This window comes from Thalassoroseus pseudoceratinae, from assembly GCF_011634775.1.
Taxonomy (GTDB): domain Bacteria; phylum Planctomycetota; class Planctomycetia; order Planctomycetales; family Planctomycetaceae; genus Thalassoroseus; species Thalassoroseus pseudoceratinae.
In genome coordinates, this window is record NZ_JAALXT010000006.1 from 429,409 (window position 1) to 450,656 (window position 21,248).

14 protein-coding genes and 5 tRNA genes are annotated in these 21,248 nt (G+C 54.8%); 16 read left to right on the forward strand and 3 right to left on the reverse strand.

Annotation, left to right across the window (positions count from 1 at the left end; all coding sequences use genetic code 11):
• The first annotated feature begins 178 nt into the window (after nt 1-178).
• Nucleotides 179-2,215, forward strand: a complete 2,037-nt coding sequence (locus G6R38_RS28270) for a CAP domain-containing protein (protein WP_166830965.1) — start codon at nt 179-181, stop codon at nt 2,213-2,215.
• Nucleotides 2,216-2,274: 59 nt separating this feature from the next.
• On the opposite strand, the gene G6R38_RS22240 is transcribed toward G6R38_RS28270, so the two are convergent.
• The 3 genes from G6R38_RS22240 to G6R38_RS22250 all read right to left on the reverse strand — a co-directional run bounded on the left by G6R38_RS22240 (nt 2,275) and on the right by G6R38_RS22250 (nt 7,987).
• Nucleotides 2,275-3,249, reverse strand: a complete 975-nt coding sequence (locus G6R38_RS22240) for a hypothetical protein (RefSeq protein ID WP_166830966.1) — start codon at nt 3,247-3,249, stop codon at nt 2,275-2,277.
• A 222-nt stretch (nt 3,250-3,471) separates the two neighbouring features.
• Nucleotides 3,472-4,998, reverse strand: a complete 1,527-nt coding sequence (locus G6R38_RS22245) for a hypothetical protein (RefSeq protein WP_166830967.1) — start codon at nt 4,996-4,998, stop codon at nt 3,472-3,474.
• Nucleotides 4,999-5,065: 67 nt separating this feature from the next.
• Nucleotides 5,066-7,987, reverse strand: a complete 2,922-nt coding sequence (locus G6R38_RS22250; RefSeq protein WP_166830968.1) for a PA14 domain-containing protein — start codon at nt 7,985-7,987, stop codon at nt 5,066-5,068.
• Nucleotides 7,988-8,504: 517 nt separating this feature from the next.
• On the opposite strand from G6R38_RS22250, the gene G6R38_RS22255 reads away from it, so the two are divergent.
• The 15 genes from G6R38_RS22255 to rpoB all read left to right on the forward strand — a co-directional run bounded on the left by G6R38_RS22255 (nt 8,505) and on the right by rpoB (nt 21,189).
• Nucleotides 8,505-10,169, forward strand: coding sequence for a sigma-70 family RNA polymerase sigma factor (locus G6R38_RS22255; protein ID WP_166830969.1), 1,665 nt, complete (start codon nt 8,505-8,507; stop codon nt 10,167-10,169).
• Between the two features lie 196 nt (nt 10,170-10,365).
• Nucleotides 10,366-10,438 (forward strand) — tRNA-Thr (locus G6R38_RS22260).
• 125 nt (nt 10,439-10,563) lie between these two features.
• Nucleotides 10,564-10,645, forward strand: a tRNA-Tyr gene (locus G6R38_RS22265).
• A gap of 91 nt (nt 10,646-10,736) precedes the next feature.
• A tRNA-Gly gene (locus G6R38_RS22270) sits at nt 10,737-10,807 on the forward strand.
• A gap of 38 nt (nt 10,808-10,845) precedes the next feature.
• Nucleotides 10,846-10,918 (forward strand) — tRNA-Thr (locus G6R38_RS22275).
• Between the two features lie 164 nt (nt 10,919-11,082).
• Complete coding sequence (gene tuf, locus G6R38_RS22280; protein WP_166830970.1) at nt 11,083-12,279, forward strand: elongation factor Tu; 1,197 nt, start codon at nt 11,083-11,085, stop codon at nt 12,277-12,279.
• 122 nt (nt 12,280-12,401) lie between these two features.
• The gene (gene rpmG / locus G6R38_RS22285) at nt 12,402-12,569 is read left to right on the forward strand and encodes a 50S ribosomal protein L33 (protein ID WP_166830971.1); all 168 of its coding nucleotides are present in this window, start codon (nt 12,402-12,404) and stop codon (nt 12,567-12,569) included.
• Nucleotides 12,570-12,662: 93 nt separating this feature from the next.
• A tRNA-Trp gene (locus G6R38_RS22290) sits at nt 12,663-12,735 on the forward strand.
• Nucleotides 12,736-12,842: 107 nt separating this feature from the next.
• Nucleotides 12,843-13,280, forward strand: coding sequence for a preprotein translocase subunit SecE (gene secE, locus G6R38_RS22295; protein ID WP_166830972.1), 438 nt, complete (start codon nt 12,843-12,845; stop codon nt 13,278-13,280).
• Between the two features lie 125 nt (nt 13,281-13,405).
• Entirely contained in the window at nt 13,406-14,032 is a 627-nt protein-coding gene (nusG, locus tag G6R38_RS22300; RefSeq protein WP_166830973.1) for a transcription termination/antitermination protein NusG, read from the forward strand.
• 233 nt (nt 14,033-14,265) lie between these two features.
• Nucleotides 14,266-14,691: a 50S ribosomal protein L11 gene (rplK, locus tag G6R38_RS22305; protein ID WP_166830974.1), complete on the forward strand. Its 426-nt coding sequence runs from the start codon at nt 14,266-14,268 to the stop codon at nt 14,689-14,691.
• Between the two features lie 172 nt (nt 14,692-14,863).
• Nucleotides 14,864-15,568, forward strand: coding sequence for a 50S ribosomal protein L1 (rplA, locus tag G6R38_RS22310; RefSeq protein WP_166830975.1), 705 nt, complete (start codon nt 14,864-14,866; stop codon nt 15,566-15,568).
• Nucleotides 15,569-15,641: 73 nt separating this feature from the next.
• Nucleotides 15,642-16,169 (forward strand): 50S ribosomal protein L10, encoded by a 528-nt coding sequence (gene rplJ, locus G6R38_RS22315; protein ID WP_166830976.1) that lies wholly within the window; start codon nt 15,642-15,644, stop codon nt 16,167-16,169.
• A 200-nt stretch (nt 16,170-16,369) separates the two neighbouring features.
• The gene (gene rplL / locus G6R38_RS22320; RefSeq protein ID WP_166830977.1) at nt 16,370-16,792 is read left to right on the forward strand and encodes a 50S ribosomal protein L7/L12; all 423 of its coding nucleotides are present in this window, start codon (nt 16,370-16,372) and stop codon (nt 16,790-16,792) included.
• A gap of 662 nt (nt 16,793-17,454) precedes the next feature.
• On the forward strand, nt 17,455-21,189 hold the full coding sequence (gene rpoB / locus G6R38_RS22325) for a DNA-directed RNA polymerase subunit beta (protein ID WP_166830978.1): 3,735 nt from the start codon (nt 17,455-17,457) through the stop codon (nt 21,187-21,189).
• Nucleotides 21,190-21,248: the final 59 nt, after the last annotated feature.

Sequence of the window (21,248 nt, forward strand, 5' to 3'; positions counted from 1 at the left end):
TTTATCTGACAACAATTCCTCTTCCCCCCAGTTTCCCGATCTGATAGACAAGACTCGGGCCGATCCACGGTACGAACGCCATTTCACCGCCTTATTCCCATGCGAGATTCCAAGCATTGGGCGGATTCTGGGGCGTTTGCGCATCTCCTTGCAAACAATTCGGTTCGAAAGTGAGCTGATGACAACTCCTCTCACATTACGGAAATTTTGGACAGTCTGCGTCGATCGTGCCTTCGCGAAGCGAGCAAAACGCCGCTGGCGAACGAGTCACGCGATGGCGGCGGAAGTCCTGGAATCCCGAATTCTGCTCACGGCAACCATCGAGAACGCAGCGATCTCCCCCGCTGCAATCAACGGAAGTTACGATGTCATCGCGAACGGCGATTTTGATGGCAACGGCGAATCGGACTACTTCTTCTGGGATACGGTCACGGGTGAAAACCGCTTTGCATGGGGTTCTGGAAACAGCTTCGAGATCAGCACGAATGTCGTCCCAACCGGCGTGATCAATGGCGAATTCCCGCAGTTTGTGGTGGGCAACTTCGACGGAACGACCGGCGACGAAATCTTCTTCTGGAACCCACGGACCGGACGAAACCGGCTCATCGCGATCCAGGACGGAGTCGTCTCCTTCTCGACAAACGCGGTCGCCAGTGGAGCCGTCAACGGCAACGATTTCACCGAAGTCGTGTCCGGGCAATTCTCCAGTGACACCGCTGAAGACTTGTTCTTCTGGAACCCCCAAACCGGACGGAACCGCTTCATTGATTTTGGGGACGAAACGGTCGTCGGCGAATCCGTCGTGACGACATTCCTGACAAACCGAATCGAGCCATCCGCGGTCAACGGTGGCGATTTCGAGCAGATCGTGAGTGGTCAGTTCGCCAACGACAGCACCAGCGACCTGTTCTTCTGGAATTCTCGATCCGGTCGCAATCGGCTGATCGATCTGAATCTGAATTCCGATCTCCCGACGCCGACCGATCTACGGACAAACCTCATTCCCGCGGCTGCCGTCAACGGAAATGACTTCAACCGCCTGATCGCCGGTGATTTTGATGACAACGACCAAACCGACCTGTTCTTCTGGAACCCCGAATCGGGACGCAACCGCACCGGCTACCTGATCAACGGGGAACTGACCACCCGCTTGGAAACCAACAACATCGAAGCGGCGGCAATCAACGGGGGCACGTTCGAGCACGTCGTGGTGACTCCGCTGGCTGAAGCCGACGCACTCTTTTTCTATTCCTTGGGAGACGGTCTTAACCGGTTGGCATCCGACCTGCCTGGCGAACCGGACTCAGATCCTGATCCGGATCCTGACCCCGATCCGAACCCAGATCCGGATCCAAATCGCGATCCCACATTTGAAGAAGTTCGCCCGGCACCAAGTGTGGTCAACGAAGTCACTAGCGACCTCTCCAATGGCATTCTTGTCGTCCGCGGCACCACAAACGCGGACAACATCGTTGTGACTCTCAACAACGACATCGTGACCGTGGATAGCACAGGAGAATCCTTCCCGGTGGGCGAGGTTTTGGAAATCGTGATCGATGGTGATAGTGGTAGCGACACCATTCAAGTTTCCGAGTCCATCACCATCCCAACGAGCATTTACGGCGGATTCGGTAACGATGACATCTACGGTGGTGGTGGCAACGACGACATTTATGGGGGACTCGGCAACGATCGGTTGTTCGGTCGTGGAGGAAACGACGACATGTGGGGCGGCGTTGGCCTCGATGTTGTCGATGGCGGCACCGGGACGAACACCACGACCCAAGGCACACCCGATCGCCCGCGGTCGATGCAGGCCATTGAGTTGGAAATCTTGCGGCTGACCAATGAAGAGCGAGTGCGAGCCGGCTTGAACGAAGTGCTACCGAGCGAGCGTCTGTCGTTGTCCGCGTTCATTCACGCCAAGCAAATCGTCGACGCGAGTCAAGCGGCCGGTATCGAAAACGCATTCGAGCACAACCTCTGGGGAGTTCGCTTCCCAACCATCAACACGCGGATTGATTACGGCGGTTTCGAACATCGGGGTTGGAGCGAGAACTTGGCGTACGGATTCCAGACCGCCGCTGAAGTCGTGGAAGCGTGGATGGACTCACCCGGCCACCGGGCGAATATCTTGCGGCCGGAATCGACCCATCTCGGCGTTGCCGTCGTCGGAACTTCGTTCGCTCAAAATTTCGGGATTGCGACGTCTTAGCGTCCGAAGTGCGAGACGCGTGTGGTTGCGATCACACACGTCCCGCACGAAAACGCCGATTAATTGGTCGCGTTCTCACGACGTCGGTTGGCCTGGGCTTCTCGCAGTGGTGCCAAGACTTGCTCAATGGTTGGTTGTTCGCCGTGCAAACGGAAATACTCCCGTTGGCGGTTGCGAATGAACACTTTGGCGGTCACGTCGAGTAGTTCTTCCCGGTCCTCGCGGGACATATCCTCCACTTGCTGCGAGAACTGTTCCACCCAACCGGGTTGGCGGGCCATCGCTCCATCCATGACCGCGAGAAACACGGCCACTTCTTGCAGGTTGCGATCGAGAATCATATTCGTCAACGGCGAAAACAACTGAGCCGCCGCCTGAACCGCATGAGACGGAATGCTCACGAACATTCGCACCCGATCCCGACACCACGTGTTCCCGTCTTCGCCGGTCACGAAATCATGCTGCAAGTGCAACAATGCACTCGCGTGAATCAGCCCCGGATAGAGCGGGCTTTTCACGGCACCTTGGCAGATCGCGAGACTTTGCGATTTGTCTTGGTACAAGACACTCGCGGTTCCCCGTGTGCCGTCGTTGTCATCGCAGGTAAATTCGCCGGGTGTGGTCTCGACGAGATGAAACTTCGAGATCTCCATGGATCGCCAAAAGCTCACCGCGATATCTGGACGTTCCAGAAAATACCGCTGAACTTCCGGTTCCGCACGGACCGAGACGGTTGCCAACTGACGATACAAGCTCAGCGAATCTAACAAGGCTTGAACCTCGCCGCGTTGCTCGGATGTCAGCTTGTCCATCGGCAATTCGCTGATGGCTTGCAACTTGGACTCGTTCGAGGACGTGCCCCGATGAATCGTTCTTACGATCTTGTCGATTGCGGGTCGCGTCAGCGGTGTGGAAGCCGACGCGTATTGACGGTTCGGTTCGCCTGCCCATGACGAACCGTCCGCACCGAGTACGAAACTGCCGGCTCCGGCGGCAACAGCGGCCACCCAACCGTAGATCCTCGGCAACGGCATATGTCCCCCCTTTCTGAACATTGCGTTGCGTCATTTTAGTTTTTCGCCAAGGCATTCATCGGCTCCAAAACGGGCTTGACATAACCCGAAATGTCCTCCTAATTGGATCAATCCGCACACAAAAAACGCACCGTCTGGCAAACTGCGTAGGCTGGAAAAAGAAAACCGCCGGCTAGAACCGGCGGCATGATCGACGATGATTTCCAGAAACTTTCGCTGAAGTTACTCGCTGGGAATTCGATTCAACGTGTAATAGCCGATCGGGTGCAACAACCCCTGCCCTTCGGTATTCCGCACGCCATCGAACCGCAACTCGTGAACGTAATACGGCTCAAGACCGTCCACGGTCAGTCGGACAGATTTCCCGTCTTCGGCGACATCGGCTTTCGTGATTTTGAGATCGTGCGTGTTACGTGGCGGGTCGCCGTAGGCTCCGTCGTAACGGTACGTCCAACAACGAAGTTTGTAAGAAGACACATCCGCCGCGGTTTTTGGATCGACCGGTTGTGTGAAGGTGACTTCGAAACCATCTGGTTTGGCACGCATTTCGTGGGGTTCAAACGGTGTTTTCCCGGTCCAAACCAATCGTTGCAGACAGTACGGTTTCGATCCACCACCCCAACCACGATTCGTTCCGCCGACGAATAACGAACCGTCGTGTCCCCATTCGAGTCGGAGCACACCGGAATCGAATCCGCGTCGGAACGGGAAACACGCCCCTTGGTATTCCCCACCGATTTCCTCAAGGAACACCCGTACGATAATCGCGGTACCTTGATCACCCACCAGCAACTGATTCTGAAACGGTCCGAACTTTCCGTTGGTGTTGTCGAGCAACAACTGACTGTGTGATTTGCCCAAATCCGGATACGGAAACCACACGGCCGGGGCTTGCAACTTCGGATTGGCCTCCACGGCTTCCGCCCAATACATGCCCCGCTTCGGATACCCTTTGAATGGTAGTTTGAAGTTCGAGAGTGGATGATCGACCGATTCCAATCCGGTTGTCTGCCCATGGAACACGCCAGGCTTGAGGTGAGCAAGTTTGCACACCGCCACGTGATCGCCTTGGTTATCGGTGTAGAACATCTCGCCGTTCGCGATTTTCCCGAACCCGGCAGGCGACCGCAAACCGGGGCAGACGGGTTCCATGTTGCCTTCGGTGTCGATCTTCACCGCCCAACCCCGCCAAAAACCGTTCGGCTCTTGTCCGCCGCCGAATGGTCGATTCAGCGTCACCCACAGATCACCGTCTTTGCCGAGCACGGGTCCGAACGAGTATTCGTGGTAGCTCCCGCTGAGTTCCCAATCGTCGCAGATTGTTTCCACGAGATCGATTCGGTCATCACCGTCACTGTCTTCGACGCGACTCAATTCACCGCGTTGAGCCATGTAGATGCCGTCTTTGAAACCGTGACCGGGATTTACCAAAATCCCCAACGGTTCGGCCAAACCGAACAGCATTCGCGTGTACTTCACAACGTCAGCTGGCTTGGCGTTTTCCTGGCCCGCGAGTTTCGGCTGTTCGGTGTAGACGTTGTCGATGACGTACAATTCGCCGCGTCGTGTGCAAGCGAGCAGACGCGTCTTCTGCTTGTCGAGCCAGCCCAATCCGCCAACTTCCAGAACGACATCGTCCGGCGTCGGCAACGTGATCATCTTGTAATAATCGTTCTCCGTCGGTTCGGCGGCGGACGCGACGGAAACCAACGGCCAAACGGCAATCATCGCCAAGAGAAGCGAACGCATATGAAACTCATTTCACAAGGATGAGAGATAATGAATGCAAGACCAACACCGAGAGCCTCGGCGATTCTCACCACGTCATTTTGACTTCAAATGTCGCCACATTTTTGCCATCGCGATTTTCAAAGCGAATCGGCAAGAGCAACTCTTTCTGATTGCCGACCGGTCGCGTGATCGGCATGCTGTCCGTGCCGGAAGCGATCTGACAGCGAACGTCGCCGTCAATCACGAATTCTCGCTCTGTGTCTGCTTGAATCGCATCACCACGAGCGGCCAGGAAATACAAATCGGGAATGTCGCTCGTCGAGCTGATCTGCAATTTGCGAATCAACACGGTGCCGTCTTGCACCAACTCGGTTTGATAGGTTTCCTCGACTTCGATTCCGCCGGGCATCTGGTACAGGAACGTGGGCACGCGGTTTTTGTCGAAGCGATACCCTTTGAACTGCCACCCTTCCAACGTGCGATTTGAACCGATCTTCTGGCCTTTGGGAACATCCTTCGGCCATTCCGATTCTCCACTGGGCAACCGAGCGAGTGGCGGACCATCGGGCAACCACATCGGGTTGGAACTGGGAATCTTAGCATACTGTCCGCCACGGCCTTCCCACGATTCCCGAGCCGAAATGAAATCACCCGGCCACGCCACCACCGTGCGAATTCGGTTGGCGTCAAACGCGACGTTGGTGCGTTCTGGGAATCCGACAAGAATACAATGGGAACCCACGCCGTCCAAAAACGACCGGAACGTGATCGGTTCATCGGTCGGGACCAGGATATTCGTGTTGTTGGGCGACAATCCCGAAGGCAGACCGCCTTTCTCGCCCACCGAAAGGTACGCCCAGATTGAATCAATTTGAGCATCGGCATTGCCGTCGAGCAGGTCTTGATAGGCACTACGACCGTCGGGCCAACCGGACGGCATCCGTGTTCGCGGTTTTAGGCCTTGCGGATCCTTCAAGAAGGCATGGAAATATCCCGGCTGAATCCGCCGCGTGACATTCAACAAGTCCAAGCCTTCCGCTCCCGGCAACCGGTACTCGCCGTAAGCGTGACAGTTAATACACGCCAAACCTTTCTTGCCGGTCAATTGCCGACCGACGCGAATGTGATTCTTGTTGAAAGGAATTTGTCGGCTCGGCACTTCACCGGCATCGGCGGCATTGAAGGACTTAGCCATCCACAAAACGTTTTCACGACCGAAGCGTGGCATGCGAGCCGCCATGTATGTTCGATACTTTTGGCCGTTCAAAAGCATCTCACGGAAGCCGACATCAGTCAGCTTCACACCCACATGATCCAACGGTGGTGGCAATCGACCTTCATCACCGAGATCGACATGCTTCAGATAGCCGAAATAATTTGATCGCAATAAATCTGGTCCGCCTTTGTCATCCCGTTCATGACAGCGGTAGCAATTCAATGCGGCCATGCTGTAGTCAATTTTCTCGGCCGCCGTTTCCGGCCCATGCCAATCAGACAAGCTCGCCACGGTTTTGCGGAGCGCGCTGCGTTGTTCATTCGAGAACGCAAAACGCGGCCGCCCCGGTCCCACGTCGTCAGAAAGACACCCCCGATTGCCTTCGACATTCGCGGGGTTCAGATCGACTTTGACAATCTTCTGCACGCGGGTTTCGCCGGTACTGTGACAGTTCGCACAGCCAATGGCCACGAATTTTTCTTTTCCTCGTTTCGCAAGTTCCGGATCGACTTGGAACTGCTCGCCCTCGGCAATTCCCTTCGGCAACATTGCAGCGGTGTCGTGGAACAATGCGTCCGCTGGGATCTTTCCACGTTTCTTGCCGGGCGGTTGCCAATTGACGGTCAACTCATGCCCACCGCCGAGTTCGTAGAAAATCACCTCGATACTGTGTCGCCCCTTGGTCAGTTTCACCTGCCCGGTTTTCTCGACCGGTGCATGCACACCTTCATTACTAACGATCAGTTTGCCACCAATTCGCAATACCGAACCGTCATCAGACTTCGTCCAGAAACGGTATTCGCCGTCTTGCGGAATCTCGATCGCCCCGTGAAAGCGAATCGCGAAGTTATCCGGGGCTCCTCCCTTGACGGTGTTTTTGAGTGACACGCCTTTGGAGTTCGTGAACTGCGTGAGGTCGAAGTTCTTGACCGTGCCGGTATTAGTGGGTTCTTTGTTCTCAAGATCCGTGGACTTCGAGACTTTCCCTTCGAAGAACTCAAAGTCCAACCCGGAACCAACCGACTGTGCGGATTCGTCGTACTGGTCCCGTAACAAATAGGCCGCTAGAGCCTGAGCTTCGCCGGAATCGAGATTCAAATGCGGCATGCGTCCGGAGGGACGTGTTTGCAGCGGATCTTTCAGAAACTTGCTCAATGCCGAGACAGTCGTTTTCATCGCCAAACCGCCCAAGGGAATCGACGGTTTCGGCGGAGCCGTGCCGGGGAGGTTCAATTCGATTAGGTCTTCCAACTCCAGACCGGCCGGTAGGTCGCGGTCCTGTTGTGGTGCCTGGGCCATTGGTTGATGACACGCCACACACCCAATCGAGTGAAAAAGTTCCTCACCAGCGTGAATCTGAGAACTACTGGCCCCGGACGCACGCTGATCAATCGGACCACCAAGAGATACCAAGTAATGGGTCAATTCCGTGACGGTCTTGTTTTTTTCGCCATCCGGCAGTGAGTGTAAGAGGTGCGGCATCGGTGTGCCGGGTTTGATCTCCTGCGGATCAGCCAAATACCGCGTGAGGTACTGCGGCGTCACCCGTTGCCCGACCGTTTTCAGGTTTGGAGCGTCTTTCGTCACCGGGAGTGCGAAATCTTCGCCGGTTTTGTGACAGGCCAAGCAGTTTAACTCACCCAACAGAACGTGACCGTCAGTCGGATCCCAACCCACAACCAACGAGGCCGGTTCCGCTGCGGAGACAACCAAACTCCAACCGAAACAGCCATTGAGAGCCAAAGAAAACGCCCAAACAGCGCGGACCAACCAATCGAAGTGCGATTTCATGAGATGAAAGACCCTGATGAACGCGGAGAAATGACGTCAATAAGCTAAGGCATCAACTACTCAACATGCAACTACTCAGCAGTGAGACCCATCCGCACACTTTTCCAGAATTGTGCGCACATTGGTGCAATTCGAACCAAAGTGGTCCGACAAACTCTACTTGACAAAGAAATTTCGCGATTCGACTCAAGATGACCGGGGTTACAACGAAAAGACAGCAAACGTAGCAATTTGGTACATGACGACACCGCAAAAATGAACAAAAGATCCGTAAACGAGAGCTATTTTGGGAAAAATTGGTTCGCATACGAACTTTTTTCACGCGAATGTCGTCCTAAATACGTACTCCCTCATACGGAGATGTGACTGTTCACTCAATTAGGCACATCTTGTGCGTTGAATTGCCTTAGAAGATTCGTTTCTGGATGTAATTTGACGGACGAATGGAACAGCGGTTGCTGTTGGAAGACATCAAAACCACCGGTCTACCTGCGAGATTCGGAGAAACACCATGGTCATGGCAACGCGATATCATAACCCGGCAATGAGGAAGCTGGCCGAGCAGCAGATTCGGTACACGCCCCGCGACGTTCGCATGAAGCAAGTCGATCGGGCTGAGGAACTTCTGCGCGAGATCGACCCGCAAGAAGAGTACCTTTACCCGTCACTCTTCGAGCGAATTACGTCACGCGAAACCGATTTGTATCCGGACCTGAAACTGTCAGGCGAAGAAGCCGTCCATGATTTACGGTGCTTCGTTGAGGATCTTTCGGACAGCGTCGACTTGGTCGCACAGACCGTCGAAGAGCCAGTTTACACAGTGAAAGAACTCAGCGAGAAGTACAACGTATCCACGAAAACGGTGGACCGTTGGCGTGATCGCGGGCTGGTGAGCCGCCGGTTCAAATTCGGCAAACGCAAACGAGTTGGCTTCTTGCAATCGTCCGTCGATTGGTTCGTCGAAAACCACGCTGGCGAAATTAAACGAGGCTCCAAATTCAGCCAGCTTTCCGAAGAAGAACGGGAAGACATTATTCGCCGAGCACGTCGCTTGGCCCGGCGGGGAGGGTGCCCCGCGGATATCAGCCGCCGTTTAGCGCGGAAGTTAGGACGCTCAGTGGAAACGATTCGCTACACCTTAAAGAACTACGATCAAGAACAACCGGAGTCGGCCATCTTCCCATTGGCGAGTTCGCCAATCAACGATGAGCAGAAGTCGGACATCTTCCGCAGCTATCGTCGCGGTGTTTCTGTCGAGACATTGGCGGATCGATATTGCCGAACGAAGGCCAGCATGTATCGCATCGTGACGGAAGTCCGAGCGAAACGGTTGCTGGAACAACCGATCGACTACATCGACTCCGAGGAGTTTCAAGAAGCGGACGCGGATGAAGTCATTCTCGGCCCGCCACCGGAAACGCCACAGAAACGCACACCGAGCAAAATCCCGCCTGGTTTGCCCCCATACTTGGCCAGCTTGTACTCGATCCCGCTGCTCACACGGGAAGATGAGCAGTATTACTTCCGAAAAATGAACTACCTGAAGTTCAAAGCTCGAGCGGTCCGCGATCAAATCGACATGGACCGGCCGCGCACGAAAGAAATGGATCAAGTCGAAGACTTGCTCGGCAAAGCGACGGAAATCAAGAACTTCCTGATTCGCAGTAACCTGCGATTGGTCGTCTCGATTGCCAAACGGCATATCAAACCGACCAGCAACTTCTTCGAAATGGTTTCCGATGGCAACATGAGCCTGATTCGGGCGATTGAGAAGTTCGATTACTCCAAGGGGAATAAGTTCTCGACTTATGCCTCTTGGGCCATTATGAAGAACTACGCTCGGTCGATTCCGGCAGCTCACACCCAAGCCGATCGCTTCCGCACCGGCAAGGACGAGTTGTTCCAACAGTCAACCGACGATCGTAGCAACCAGTTCCAAGAGGAATTGACCAATAAACGTCAACACGCAGCGATCATGCAGATTCTTGAACAACTCGACGACCGCGAGAAGGACATCATCCGGTATCGCTTCGGGTTAGGACAAGAAGGACCGTTGACGCTCGAACAAGTTGGCAGCCGATTTGGTGTCACCAAGGAACGTATTCGCCAACTCGAAGCCCGAGCACTCAAAAAAGCTCGCAAAATTGCTCAACAAGAACGGCTTGATATTCCGGGGATTTAAGCCCTCTATCCTACCGTTTTCTAGAGTTTTGCCCGCTGGCTCACCGCCAGCGGGCATTTTTTGTGAACCGTTTCGACGGGTGTTGTGTCGAATCCGTGAAGAAGATCTCGGAAATCTCGCTTCAGAAGCACGCTGAGCCTTGCAAGCCGACATCCCGTTGCTATATTCACCACTCTGGCGCAAGAATCGTCATTGCGCTAGCGTAGCTCAATTGGCAGAGCACCGGTTTTGTAAACCGGAGGTTGTGGGTTCGATTCCCACCGCTAGCTTGTGAAAGAGCTTGACTGCACCTGTAGGAAATCGGTAGCGTCTAACTCTTTCCAAAAAACCGGTTGTCCATCACAATAGAGAAAATGAAGTGTCCCGGATGACGGGTGCTTGAGAACCCAATAACGGGGGAATTCCAGAGCGGCCAAATGGGCCAGACTGTAAATCTGGTGGCTACGCCTTCGCAGGTTCGAATCCTGCTTCCCCCATTTCTTATTTTGAGTATCGAGAGACAAAACATGGAGGTTTCAACAAGGGTGCTTTCCACCCAAACCTCGAAATGCTGAAACACAACTCAACGCGGGTGTAGCTCAATGGTAGAGCCCCAGCCTTCCAAGCTGGTTGTGAGGGTTCGATTCCCTTCACCCGCTTTTCAGTTTTGCTCGGCAACGTGAAACATGTTGTCATCGCTGCTGTAGCTCAGTCGGTAGAGTGCGTCCTTGGTAAGGACGAGGTCGTGGGTTCAAGTCCCACCAGCAGCTTTCAGCCCGTTGGCCTCAACAGGCGACAATCCGCGTGCCGTGAATGGCTGGTGAAAGAAGTGCGTGCGAGACAAGCGGTTTCGCAGCAAAGTTATTTTGTTCAAATTTCAGAGCGGCTCGCCAAGCCGTCAAGCAAAGAAGAAACCACAGGAGAGGACTGATCGATGGCTAAGGAAGTCTTTGAGCGAACTAAGCCGCACGTCAACGTGGGAACCATCGGCCATATTGACCACGGTAAAACCACGCTCACCGCTGCGCTACTCGCAGTTCAGACCCACAAAGGTCTGGCCAAAATGAAAAGTTACGCCGACATCGCCAAAGGCGGTACCGTGCGTGACGACACCAAAACCGTGACAATCGCTGTTTCCCACGTCGAATACGAATCGGAAACTCGGCACTACGCTCACATCGACTGCCCAGGTCACGCCGACTACATCAAAAACATGATCACCGGTGCCGCCCAAATGGACGGTGCGATCCTCGTGGTCTCCGCCGCCGACGGCCCGATGCCACAAACTCGTGAGCACATCCTCTTGGCTCGCCAGGTGAACGTGCCACGATTGGTCGTCTTCCTCAACAAGTGCGACCTCGTCGACGACGAAGAATTGCTCGAACTCGTCGAAATGGAAGTTCGTGAACTGCTCAGCAAGTACGACTTCCCAGGCGACGACATCCCGTTGGTCAAAGGCTCCGCCAAACCAGCTCTCGACAACCCAGGCGACGATTCGGCCAACGCCTGCATCGGCGAGTTGATGGACGCTCTCGACAGCTACATCCCTGAGCCGGCTCGTGCACAAGACAAGCCATTCTTGATGGCTATCGAAGACGTGTTCTCGATCGAAGGTCGTGGTACCGTTGTGACCGGCCGTATCGAAGCCGGAACCATCACGGTCGGTGAGAAGATCCAAATCATCGGACTCAAAGACACCGTCGAAACCACCGTGACCGGTGTCGAAATGTTCCAAAAGACCCTCAACGAAGGGATCGCCGGGGACAACGTCGGTATCCTCCTTCGTGGGATCAAGAAAGAAGACGTCGACCGTGGTCAAGTGCTCGCCGCACCTAAAACCATCAACCCGCACACCAAGTTCGAAGCTGAAGTGTACGTGTTGAGCAAAGAGGAAGGCGGCCGTCACACGCCATTCTTCAGCGGCTACCGACCACAGTTCTACTTCCGCACAACCGACGTGACCGGCACCGCCAACCTGCTCGGCGGAGCAGAAATGTGCATGCCTGGCGATAACGTCAACCTCTCGGTTGAACTTGGAAAGCCGATCGCTCTCCAAGAAAACAGCCGCTTCGCAATTCGCGAAGGTGGCCGAACCGTCGGTTCCGGCGTTGTTACCAAAATCCTCGAATAGTTCGAGTTTGCAAGTCAAGTTGAGCCGCGTTCTCAAGCCTTTTTGAGGACGCGGCTTCGTCTTCGAACTCTCTTCTTCATTGACTCCAATCTGCAAGTTAGTCACTTGCAAGGAAGATAACGATGGCCAAGAGCAATCGACGCGAGTACGTTTGGCTGGAATGCACGGAAACCGGCCTGCGCAACTATCGCGTGGAAAAAATCATGAAGGGTACCGAGCGGCTAGAACTCAAGAAGTACTGCCCGGCCCTCAAAAAGCACACGGTGCATAAAGAGTCCCGCAAGAAGTAGTCAGCCGCACTTTACGCGACCCGAAACGGTGCCCCCTGTTGTCTTGCGATTGCAGATCGGTTCCAGATCGGATAAAGTCAAAGTGCACTGTTTACGGGTGTAGCTCAATTGGCAGAGCAGCGGATTCCAAATCCGCAGGTTGGGGGTTCAAGTCCTCCCGCCCGTGCTTCCCTATCAGTTGGTTATTCTCCAGCCGTTCTAGTGGCTTGCGGTCGAAGAATATTCGCAACAATCACTCGCATGGCTGTTGAGTGTAGTAAGGTCTGAGCAAGAATGGCAAAAACGGCAGAAGCTGGATTCTGGCAAACTCAAACGCAGTTCGGCCTCTATAAACGCAACCAAGGCCGCCTGACCCGCCAACTGACTGCAATTGCCATCGCCCTGATCGCGTTGATCGGCCTGTGGCGACTCTCGCAATTCCTGCTCTCGTACGGATACGAGCGTCCCATCAGCTTGGGGGTCCCGGCGATTTTGGCAGCCGTCTGCCTATGGATGATCTATCGTGCCGTCAACTGGCCGAAGTTCGCTGACTTCCTGATCGCCGTCGAAGCCGAGATGGACAAAGTCACGTGGCCAACTCGAAACGAACTCCAACGAGCCACGACCGTTGTCATCGCCACCATGCTGTTTATCGGCTTGGTTCTTTTGGCATACGACATCTTTTGGGCATGGTTTTTCACGCTGGTCGGACTGTTGGAACGGGCGGTCTAATCGCCTGATGTCTCGGGTGGTTCACTCCACCTGCAAATCGAAAAAGTTCTCGCGTCCCGGTTCTGCTTTGCAAGTTCGGCAAGTCGAATCGGGATCACTGCATAATTACGGATGAGGTCAAAACGATGACCGATGAACATGCCACCCCGGAACCCGCGGCCGAAGACTCCGCTCCGGCTGTGGACACCACCAACGAATCCACTGAAGCACCATCAAACTTTGAATGGTATGTCCTCAAGGTCCAAAGCAATCGCGAAAAGTCGATTAAGGCATCCCTTGAGCGAAGCATCAAACGGGAAGGGTTGGAGGAATACTTCGGCGAAATCGTCATCCCCACCCAGAAGATCAAAGAGAACAAGAACGGCAAACCGCGAGTCGTTGAGCACAAACTGTTCCCCGGCTACATCATGGCCCACATGGAGCTGAACGACGAGACCTGGTATCTCGTTCGCGACACCACCGGTGTCGGCGACTTCACGGGTGCGGCCGGCAAACCCATTCCGATGCAACCCCACGAAGTGGCGGCAATGCTCGGAACCGACTTGCCTCAAGGGACCTCCCAGCCAGAACCACTTACCAAAATCGACTTCGAAGTTGGCGAGATGGTCAAAATCAAAGAAGGCGGTTTCGAAGGTTTCGAAGGAACAATCGACGGCATCGACGAACACAGCGGACGGATTTCGGTCCTGGTCGAAGTGTTCGGTCGATCCACTCCTGTCGAACTGGAACACTGGCAAGCCGAGAAGGTGTAATCGGTCGAAGCTTGTCGCAGTCACTGAATATTGGATTCACACGCTTCGACAAGCTGATGTTTCAAAAAAACCAAAAAAAGATTGCACGCACCCCTTGCGTTTCGTCAGCGAGTCAACAGAATGGCACGCTTCCCGCGAGTTTTGAGTTCAGAACTCGTTTTCACACATTTTGCATCCAACACACCTCACGCCATACTGGCTGGGCGTTGAAGATAGAAAAGAAAATTTGAGTCATGGCTAAGCAGCTCAAGGCCCAAATTAAGGTTCAGGTCGTTGGCGGCCAAGCAACTCCGGCTCCACCTGTGGGGACTGCATTGGGGCCGCATGGTGTGAACATCGGCCAGTTCGTTCAGCAGTTCAACGATAAGACGAAAGATATGGCTGGCACCACGGTGCCCGTCGTCATCTCGGTTTACAACGACCGCTCGTTCGATTTTATCGTCAAGAGCCCGCCAGCTGCAGTGCTGTTGAAGCAAAAAGCGAAAGTCGCCAAGGGAGCTGGTAACCCACGAACCCAAAAAGTGGGTGCCGTCAGCACGGACGACTTGATGGAAATTGCGAAGCTGAAGTTTGAAGACATGAACGCAGGAAGCGTCGAGCAGGCCGCGAAAACAATCGCCGGCACCGCTCGAAGCATGGGGATTGAAGTCGTCGACTAACTCCCCTCTACCCGCCTTCTTTCCCGGAGACCACCTGTCGCAACTGAGCGAAGCTGGTGGAAGAGTGAAAAACACACTCGAACGGTAGGCGAACAACAGAACCGGCAGTCAGAGTTGATTGACGCATCCGGTCTCCGTCTATCGGGTCGAGAGAAGCAAGGTTAAAAGAACGATGGCAAAACGTTCGAAACGCATGGAATTCCTGCGAACCAAAGCGGCCGAAGCGGGTCAAGTCTCGCTCCCGGAGGCAGTCAATGCTTTGAAAGGGCTCGAAGGATCCCTGCCAAAGACGATCAAGCCCTGCAAGTTCGACCAAACGGTTGAATTGGCATTGCGGCTTGGGATTGACCCACGGCAAGCGGATCAGATCGTCCGCGGTTCCATCGTGCTTCCGCACGGGATCGGGAAAAGCCAGCGAGTGCTCGTATTCGCTCAAGGCCCGAACGTTGCGGTGGCCGAAGAAGCCGGTGCCGACCATGTCGGTGGAAAAGAACTGGCCGACAAAATCAAAGACGGCTGGCTCGACTTCGACGTTGCGATCGCCACTCCAGACATGATGGGTGTCGTCGGTCCGCTCGGTCGAGTGCTGGGGCCGCGAGGTTTGATGCCATCGCCGAAAGCGGGAACCGTCACCCAAGACGTGGCCACCGCCGTCAGTGAATACAAAGCTGGGAAGGTCGAGTTCCGCAACGATAGTGCCGGAATCGTCCATTGCGTTGTTGGCAAGATGTCGTTCTCGACGGAACAACTCGCCGAAAACGCCCAAGCGTTCCTCAAACATATTCAATCCTTGAAGCCAGCGTCCTCGAAGGGCGTCTATCTTCGAAGCGTCACCCTGACCGCCACCAATTCCCCTGGAATTTCTGTCGCGGCGTGATCGTCATTGGTACGGTCGACGAGACTTGTGTCCGGTTGTTTTCGGTGCGTGAAATTCAGGCTGTGAGAGTGTCATGAGTAAAGTCATCAAAGGCATGTTGATCGACGAAATTACCGAGCGTCTCGGCGAACACCGAGACATGCTCGTCGTCGATTGCTCGAAATTGGACGCCATCACGTCGAATACTTGGCGGCTGGCACTCCAGAAGAAAGATATCACCGCATTCACCGTGCGAAACACCCTTGCTCGGCAAGCGTTGCACGGCGTGGGCGTGACCTCGCTGGACGATGTCCTCGAAGGCCCGAGCACCTTGGTGTTTGGTGGCGAGGATGTGGTTCAGCTCTCCAAAGAAATCACAAAGTGGGCAGACGAGCTGCAACCGCTCGAAGTCAAAGGCGGAACAGTCGGCGGTCAGTCGCTCGACGCCGATGGCGTGGTGGCACTCAGCAAGAGCCCGAGTCGAGAAGAACTGCTGTCGACAATTGCTGGCACAATTCTCAGCCCTGGTGCGAATTTGGCAGCCGCCCTATTGGGACCGGCCCGAATGCTCGCCAGCCAAGTCAAACAAATCTCCGAAGGCGACGACGGAGACGGCGAATAAGTTTTGGAACAGGCGATCGGTGGCCGAAAACCGGCGAACGCATTTTTTTCAAGTTTTGAGTCATTGGAAACTGAATCGACGCGGCGGTCGTGTCGTACATAAGTTACCGAAAAACCCTCTGGCAACCAACACCCGGATCTGCCTGCCCGCGTGGGCGAGAATGCCGGTGAGGAGCAGACAAAACGGGGATGGTGTTGACCATGAGTGAAGAATCTGGCGCGGCTACAATGGAAGTTCCTGCGGAAATCAAAGACCTCGGCGAAAAGATTGTCAAGCTGACACTCTTGGAAGCCAAAAGTCTCGTTGACTACCTCAAAGACGAGCACGGCATCGAGCCCGCCGCTGGTGGTGGCGTAATGATGGCTGCTCCCGGTGCTGGTGGCGACGCTGGCGGTGCAGCAGCCGAAGAGAAAACCGAGTTCGACGTCATCTTGACCGGCTTCGGCGATCAAAAGATCGGCGTCATCAAAGTCGTGCGTGGCGAAACCGGTTTGGGCCTCAAAGAAGCCAAAGACCTCGTCGAAGGGGCACCGAAGCCATTGAAAGAAGGTGTCTCGAAAGAAGACGCTGAGAAAATCAAGAAGGCGATCGAAGAGGCCGGCGGTAGCGCCGAAATCAAGTAATCGCTGCTTTTTGACAACGACGGCACCCCGCGATCACGGGTGCCGTCCGATTTTTTTTCGACGAATGACTATGCGCCGACATGTCGGTCGTCTATGCTGTCATTTGGTGCGTCGGTTGAATTGTTGGAATTCCCTTCCAGACGCTCAAAGACCACACCGTTCGGAGTGAACATTTTCGACGTGGTGTGTTGCAGGAAACGGCGACGAGAAAACGTGGCACGGAAGTATTCGCAGCCTCTCTGGAGAGGCATGGGGGGTCAATGTGAGGCGGCGTTCCATGAACGTATCGACCGCCGCGGAGCTACCGCTCCGTGCCGCGGGCTTTTTCGTCCTCTTTGCCCAGTTTCGAAAGACGCAAAGGGCTTGGTTCCGCGTGGGCAACTTCTACCGGGTTGGAAAAATCACGTCAAGACTTGTCCAGCCACTTTCTCGCCAAGGCTTACTCCCATCGTGTTCTACGATCTGCTCCGGAGTGTCCGTGTTTTATTCCAACGGTTTCAGGTCACGAAAGTTGTTTCTTGCGTGAGACGTGTCTTTCGTCGCCGTCGTTTCGTTGAAGCATGATGTTTCGGCTGTGCGATTCCCTTGGGTGGCGGCCTCCAATGGAATTGTCAGTGCAGTTTGGCCGTTGATCACCGTTTTTCATCAGAAGAGAGCGATCCATGCCGATTCCAGCAGAGCGAATCGTCCCGACCACAGAAATCCGCAACTTCGGTGATCTTCCGGAAGAATTCGAGGTCATGTTGCCAGACTTGCTGGCTGACCTTACACGAATTCAGACCGAGTCATACGCTCGGTTCTTGCAACTCGATCGCCCCGCGCGTGAGCGGAAGGATCAGGGTCTGGAAGAAATTCTGCGGGAAATCTTTCCGATCGAAAGCTACGACGGGCAGTACCGGCTCGACTACATCAAGTACGAACTCGGCAAGCCTCGCTACACTCCGCTAGAATGCCGTCAGTTGCGGCTTACCTACGGCCGCCCGTTCCGCGTCTGGCTGCGATTGGAAAAGGAGCAGCCGGTCGAAGAGGAAGTCTACCTCGGCGACATGCCGATCATGATCGGCGGCGGTGAATTCATCATCAATGGTGCCGAACGGTGTGTGGTCTCGCAGTTGCACCGTTCCCCGGGTGTGGACTTCGTCCGGACCGACGAACCAGGCGAACGCAAAAACTTCTCCTGCCGAATCATTCCAGAACGTGGTAGCTGGATTGAACTGGTCATCAGCAAGCGTGATGCCCTCGGCGTGCGGATCGACCAAAGCGGTAAGTTCTCCGCGATGACGCTTCTGCGTGCGATGGAGAAGGATTACTCCGATGACGAAGCCCTCGTCGATTTGTTCTACAACACCGTCGATGTTGATGTGCATCAAGGTGGAAGCAACGAGCAGTTCGTCGACAAGTACGCTGCCAAAGACATCGTGTACCCGTCCGGTCACGAACGGTGTGGCGAAATCATCGCCGACGTTGGGCAGAAATTGACGGCTGAGATGTGCGTTCAAGTCGGTGAATCCGGTTTGGGAACCGTGAAGCTGATCGAGAACATGACGGACGAGTTGGTCCTCTCTAGCATTCTGGATGACGGAACGCACAGCCACGAAGAAGCGTTGCTCAAGATCTATCAACGTTTGCGACCAGGGAACCCCCCTGCCCTGGACAAAGCTAAAGATCTGTTCCACGAGAAGTTCTTCGAAGTCAACCGCTACCGTCTGGGTCGAGTCGGTCGATTCCGTATCAATCGGAAGTTCGATCAAGACATTCCTGACACGCAAATGACGCTCGATGCGTTGGATTTCGTCAACGCCATTAAGTATCTGCTCAAATTGCGAGCCGGTGACGATTCCGCTCGGATCGACGATATCGACAACCTCGGAAACCGGCGGTTGCGAACCATCGACGAACTCGGAACCGACGAAGTGCGGAAAGGCTTCCTGAAACTTCGCCGAACCGTCCAAGAGCGGATGCAGATGAAAGACGTCGAGGAAATGACTCCTCGGCAGCTCATCAATCCGAAAAGTGTTTCGGCGGCGATCGACTACTTCTTCGGTCGCAGCGAACTCAGCCAGGTCGTCGACCAAACCAACCCGCTGTCGATGCTCACGCACGAACGCCGGTTGAGTGCTCTCGGTCCGGGCGGTTTGAACCGAAAACGGGCGGGCTTTGAAGTTCGTGACGTGCACATTTCGCACTACGGTCGAATTTGTCCGATCGAAACGCCGGAAGGAACGAACATCGGTCTGATTTCGTCGCTATCGATCTTCGCGAAAGTTGACGATTACGGCTTCTTGATCGCTCCGTATCGGAAGGTTGTCGATGGACGCCTGACCGACGAAATCGAATGGCTGCGAGCCGACCAGGAAAGCTACGTCCGCGTGGCTCCGGCGGATACGAAAGTCGACAACGGTCAGCTGGTCGAAGAACGGGTTTTGGCTCGTCATAACAACGACGTGGTTTGGATTGCCAAGAACGAAGTTCAGTACATCGACTTGGCACCGAGCGAGATGGTCGGGGTGTCGGCGGCATTGATTCCGTTCCTCGAACACGACGACGCCAACCGGGCACTCATGGGTTCGAACATGCAACGGCAAGCCGTGCCTTTGTTGATTGCCGAACCGCCGCTCGTCGGTACCGGTATGGAACAGTATGTCGCCCGCAACTCCGGGATGGTCGTCCGTAGCGACCGCGATGGCGAAGTTACCTACGTCGACGCCGATCAGGTTCACGTTGAAGGCAAGAAGTTCCCCATGCGGAAGTTCACCGGCCTCAACGAGCGAACCTGCCTCACGCAAAAACCGACCGTCCATGTCGGGCAGAAAGTCCGCAAGGGCGATATGCTCTGCGACAGTGCCGCCACTCGCGACGGCGAATTGGCTCTCGGTCGGAACGTGCTCGTAGCCTTCATGAGTTGGGAAGGTTACAACTTTGAAGACGCGATTATCCTCTCCGAGCGATTGGTGAAGGAAGACGTCTACACGTCGATTCACATTGACGAATTCGATGTCGAAATTCGTGAGACGAAACTCGGGAAGGAAGAGTTCACTCGCGACATTCCCAACGTCTCCGAGAAAGCTCTACGGCATCTCGATGAAGACGGTATCGTCCAAATCGGAACACGCGTCTCGCCCGGCGACATTCTGGTCGGGAAAGTAAGTCCGAAAGCGAAAAGCGAACTCACGCCAGAAGAAAAGCTGTTGCACGCGATCTTCGGGCGAGCCGGTGAAGATGTGAAGAATGAATCGCTCGACGTGCCTTCGGGTGTCGAGGGGATTGTGATTCACACCGAACGCTTCGCTCGACAAATGAGTCTTTCGGACATCGAACGCAAGAAGTTCCAAATGGAACTCAAGAAGACTGAGGAGAAAGGCAACGAGTCCGTCGCGGCTGCGTTCCAGAAGTTCCTCGGCCCGTTCGAAGAAGCCTATGGTCAAACGGTGATCGATGATGACGGTCGTCCAATGAAATCATTGGAAGATCAGAAGGTCGTGGCTGAATTCGCCGTTCGATTCCCTGAATGGTACGAACGACTGGATGCGGGTAGCCCGAAGAAAGAAGCCGACCTGCGAAAAGTCATGGACGAGCATTGGTCGCTGGTCGAGGAAGCCCTCGACGAACGTGATCACGCTCTGAACAGTATGAAACGCGGGGACGAGTTGCCCTCGGGTGTGCTGCAAATGGTGAAAGTGTATGTCGCCAGTAAACGGCAGATTTCCGTTGGTGACAAGATGGCTGGTCGTCACGGGAACAAAGGGGTTATCTCGAAGGTCCTCCCGATCGAAGACATGCCGTACCTTCCGGATGGCACGCCAATCGACATCATCCTCAACCCGCTCGGTGTGCCGAGCCGGATGAACGTGGGTCAGATTCTCGAAACTCACCTTGGATGGGCTGCCGGGAATATCGGTTATCGTTGTGTGTGCCCGGTGTTCGACGGTGCTCCCGAAGAGCAGATCAAAGCGGCCCTCAACGAAGCTGGGCTCCCCGAAGACGGTAAGGTTCACCTTCGTGACGGCCGAACTGGGGAAGTTCTCGAACAGAAAACGACGGTTGGCTACATCTACATGCTCAAGCTGCACCACCTTGTCGACGACAAGGTTCACGCTCGAGCCACCGGACCGTACAGCCTCATCACCCAACAACCACTCGGCGGGAAAGCCCGTTTCGGTGGTCAACGATTCGGGGAGATGGAAGTGTGGGCTCTCGAGGCCTACGGGGCGGCGTACATTCTGCAAGAGTTGCTCACCGTGAAGAGTGACGACGTGGAAGGCCGAACCAAAATCTACGAAAGCATGGTCAAAGGTGAGAACACCCTCGAAGCTGGTACCCCAGCTAGTTTCGACGTGCTCAACAACGAAATTCGCGGCCTGTGTTTGAACCTGACTTTGGAGAAGAATCAAGTGTGAGATAGCCGTTGCATCTCGCATCGGGCATGAACTGTAGTTCCTGCCCGGTGCCAACTGAA

Bases quoted from the DNA above. Each gene is read 5' to 3' on its own strand.
- G6R38_RS22250 (WP_166830968.1), bottom strand. From the start codon at position 7,987: ATGAAATCGCACTTCGATTGGTTGGTCCGCGCTGTTTGGGCGTTTTCT.
- G6R38_RS22245 (WP_166830967.1), bottom strand. From the start codon at position 4,998: ATGCGTTCGCTTCTCTTGGCGATGATTGCCGTTTGGCCGTTGGTTTCC.
- rplA (WP_166830975.1), top strand. From the start codon at position 14,864: ATGGCAAAACGTTCGAAACGCATGGAATTCCTGCGAACCAAAGCGGCC.
- rplJ (WP_166830976.1), top strand. From the start codon at position 15,642: ATGAGTAAAGTCATCAAAGGCATGTTGATCGACGAAATTACCGAGCGT.
- G6R38_RS28270 (WP_166830965.1), top strand. From the start codon at position 179: ATGACAACTCCTCTCACATTACGGAAATTTTGGACAGTCTGCGTCGAT.
- rpoB (WP_166830978.1), top strand. From the start codon at position 17,455: ATGCCGATTCCAGCAGAGCGAATCGTCCCGACCACAGAAATCCGCAAC.
- rpmG (WP_166830971.1), top strand. From the start codon at position 12,402: ATGGCCAAGAGCAATCGACGCGAGTACGTTTGGCTGGAATGCACGGAA.
- G6R38_RS22240 (WP_166830966.1), bottom strand. From the start codon at position 3,249: ATGCCGTTGCCGAGGATCTACGGTTGGGTGGCCGCTGTTGCCGCCGGA.
- secE (WP_166830972.1), top strand. From the start codon at position 12,843: ATGGCAAAAACGGCAGAAGCTGGATTCTGGCAAACTCAAACGCAGTTC.
- G6R38_RS22255 (WP_166830969.1), top strand. From the start codon at position 8,505: ATGGCAACGCGATATCATAACCCGGCAATGAGGAAGCTGGCCGAGCAG.
- nusG (WP_166830973.1), top strand. From the start codon at position 13,406: ATGACCGATGAACATGCCACCCCGGAACCCGCGGCCGAAGACTCCGCT.
- rplL (WP_166830977.1), top strand. From the start codon at position 16,370: ATGAGTGAAGAATCTGGCGCGGCTACAATGGAAGTTCCTGCGGAAATC.
- tuf (WP_166830970.1), top strand. From the start codon at position 11,083: ATGGCTAAGGAAGTCTTTGAGCGAACTAAGCCGCACGTCAACGTGGGA.
- rplK (WP_166830974.1), top strand. From the start codon at position 14,266: ATGGCTAAGCAGCTCAAGGCCCAAATTAAGGTTCAGGTCGTTGGCGGC.